The organism is Actinomadura formosensis NBRC 14204, assembly GCF_001552155.1.
Taxonomy (GTDB): domain Bacteria; phylum Actinomycetota; class Actinomycetes; order Streptosporangiales; family Streptosporangiaceae; genus Spirillospora; species Spirillospora formosensis.
In genome coordinates this window covers 1-2,887 of the sequence record NZ_BCQQ01000258.1, presented here as the reverse complement: position 1 = coordinate 2,887, position 2,887 = coordinate 1, and the positions used below count along the sequence as shown (strand labels likewise).

The following is a 2,887-nucleotide window of genomic DNA, read 5'->3' as shown; positions in this document are numbered from 1 at the left end:
CGGACGCGGCTTAACCACAGACGGCTTCACAGGCACACACGGCCCCTCGTCACTCTTCGGCTCGCCCGCCTTGCACTGCGTTCCAGGCGGCGACCCCACATCAGAGTGGCCACCATCTGGCGTCGGCTCTGGGCCGGACGGTTGCGCGGACGAGCATCGCTTAGCGCCAGCGCTCGCCTTACCGGACGTGCACGGTGTGTCCGTCGGCGTTTCCGTGTCAGGGTGCCCCCCGCTCGGCGTTGGGTCCGGGTCGGGCGGCCGTGTCATCGAGCGGCGGGGAGCGTTGGTGGCGTCCGCCACGACCAGGACGCTTACGGGGGGCGAGGACGGTTCCGAGGTCGAGGTGACCGGGATTCGGATGGTGCCCGCCCGTTCGCGCGGCGCCTCGCCCAGGTCGCCCAGGTCGCAGCGCAATGTGCGGCCTGAATCGGACTCGATGCAGTCCGGGGAGTGCCGCGTCCAGGAGAGGGGGCGGTCGGCGGTGAGGCGCAAGGTCGTGTTCCGCGCGATGTCGCCTTTCGCGCGGATACGGACCGTGTACGTCAGGGTCCGGTCCGGTCCGGTGGTGCTCTCCGAGATCGCCATGTCCATGACCAACCGGACCGCCGGTGTCCCCGCGTCCCGTGCGGCCTCGGCGGACGGGCTCATCAGCGGCAGCGGCACGGTCATTGCGGCGCCGGCCGCGATCGCACCCCAGCGTGTCCTTCGGCGCACCGGTCCCCCCAGCGGTCTCCTCTATGGCTGCCAGGGGGGCGGCGACGCGGCGCCGGGCACAGAAGGTTATTGCCACGTCGCCAAGGCGAGTAACGTGCATCCCTCTGGCAACTCCCTTCTTTCGCACAGTGAAATCAATTCTCCGTAGAATCGGCTGGGTTGCGAGGGAGAGGAGTTCGGGGTGGCGGAGGCCGTTAGGTCGCTGGAGCGCGCGTTCGACCTGCTGGAGCATCTGGCGGACGCCGGGGGCGAGATGGCGCTGTCGGAGCTGACGGAGGTCTCCGGGCTGCCGATGCCGACGATCTACCGGCTGATGCGGACGCTGGTGAACCAGGGGTACGTCAGGCAGGAGCCGTCCAAGCGGTACGCCCTGGGCCCGCGGCTCATCCGGCTGGGCGAGGGCGCCAGCCGCCTGCTGGGCACGTGGGCGCGTCCGGTGCTGGCCCGCCTGGTGGACGAGATCGGCGAAACGGCCAACATGGCGGTGCTCGAAGGCGACGAGGCCGTGTACGTCGCGCAGGTGCCGTCCAAGCACTCGATGCGGATGTTCACCGAGGTGGGGCGGCGCGTCCAGCCGCACTGCACGGGCGTGGGGAAGGCTCTGCTGTCCCAGTTGTCCGACCAGCGCGTCCGGGAGATCCTGGCCCGGACGGGCATGGACGCGCACACGCCGAACACGTTGACCGATCCGGACGCGCTGGTGGCGGAGCTGGCGCGGATCCGCAAGCGGGGTTACGCGCTGGACGACGAGGAGCAGGAGATCGGCGTGCGTTGCGTCGCCGTGCCGCTGCCCGGGGCGCCGGCGCTGACGGCGATCTCGGTGTCGGGCCCGTCCGGGCGCATGACGCGCGAGGCCGTCCCGGGCGTCGTGCCCGTCATGCGGGACGCCGCCGAACGCTTCGCCAAGGAGCTCGGCCCGACCGCGTGAGGCGGCCGGGCCCCGGGTGGGATCGGGTCAGTCGACGGGTTCGCCGACGATGACGGTGGGGCGTCCGCCGCGCTCCCAGGTGACGAAGTCGCCCGCGGACCTGACGAGGACGGTGGCCAGCCACAGGGCCAGGCCGGTGTCGTCCGCGATGCCCGCGAAGGGGATCACGTCGGGAATGGCGTCGATCGGGGAGATGATGTAGACCAGGCCCAGGGCGAGCAGCCCGAGCGTCCCGAAGGACATGCCCTTGTACTGCCCGCGCAGGACCGACTTGATCATCCGGGGTACGGCGCGGGTCCGCTCCCACAGGCCGGGTGCGTCGGGCCGCAGGGTCTCGCTGTAGATCTGCCAGGCCTGCCCGGCGGCGGCCGCACTGCGCTTCCTGTCCACGAGCACTCCCTCGGAGGAACGTTCTGGGGGCGCGCCCCCGCTGCGCCCACGCATATCTAGGACGCGACGAGTGCCGGAAATGTTCCCGCGACCCGATCATGAGGCGCGGGTCACAGGCGTCCCGCCCGTACCGGCGGCGGAATGATCGCCGGAACCGTCCCGTCATCGCTCACCGGGACGTGTGATGCGGGTGACCTCTGGTGAGGTCTTCGTCACTCTCGTGCGCCTGGCGCGGCGGTTCACGGCGTGTCCCCCGGTGCCCGCTGCCAGCATGGGCCGCAAGGACGCGTGTCATCGCGTGAGCGTGCGCGGCAGCCCGGCGCCGGACCGGAGGTCTCGATGAGCGGCGATCACACGGCCCGTCCCGTCCACGGCACCGTGGCGGGCGTGGCCTATGTCGCGCTGCCCCCGACCGCGGTCGACGCGACCGCCTCCGGCCCGACCCGGCTGATCGTGGCCTGGCCCGGGTTCGATCCGCCCCGCACGGGGGCCGCGCTCGCGGCGGCGCTCCCGATGACCGGCGTGCCGGTGTGGCGGGTCTACCTCGACCTGCCGGGACGCTCGCCCGGCGGGCTCGGCTCGGGCGCGATCCTGGAGAACGAGGCCGTCGAGGCGTACTGCGCGGCGGTCGAGAGCGCCGCGCAAGGGCTGCCCGGCGTCCTGGCGGCGGTCCGCCGCGACCTCGCGATTCCGGACGGCCCCGTCGGCCTGGCCGGTTTCAGCGCGGGCGCCGCCGCCGCGCTGCTCGCCGTGGCGCGCGGCGTGGTGCCGGTGAGCACCGCGGCGCTCGTGGCGCCGGTCGTCGCCCCGGCGCGGGCCGCGCGGGCGGTGGAGACGCGGTCCGGCCGCGACCGG

At 72.8% G+C, this 2,887-nt stretch carries 3 protein-coding genes and 1 pseudogene; 3 read left to right on the top strand and 1 reads right to left on the bottom strand.

Features of this window, described 5'->3' with window-relative positions:
* Positions 1-481: 481 nt before the first annotated feature.
* Positions 482-862 (top strand): hypothetical protein, encoded by a 381-nt coding sequence (locus AF1_RS32300; RefSeq protein WP_131733048.1) that lies wholly within the window; start codon positions 482-484, stop codon positions 860-862.
* Positions 863-895: 33 nt separating this feature from the next.
* Positions 896-1,642 (top strand): IclR family transcriptional regulator, encoded by a 747-nt coding sequence (locus AF1_RS32295; RefSeq protein WP_255218865.1) that lies wholly within the window; start codon positions 896-898, stop codon positions 1,640-1,642.
* Between the two features lie 27 nt (positions 1,643-1,669).
* Here the strand turns inward: AF1_RS32295 and AF1_RS32290 are convergent, their stop codons facing one another.
* Positions 1,670-2,032, bottom strand: coding sequence for a YkvA family protein (locus tag AF1_RS32290; RefSeq protein WP_067808094.1), 363 nt, complete (start codon positions 2,030-2,032; stop codon positions 1,670-1,672).
* 339 nt (positions 2,033-2,371) lie between these two features.
* On the opposite strand from AF1_RS32290, the pseudogene AF1_RS32285 reads away from it, so the two are divergent.
* Positions 2,372-2,887 (top strand): annotated as a pseudogene (locus AF1_RS32285) (hypothetical protein); the annotation flags it as partial.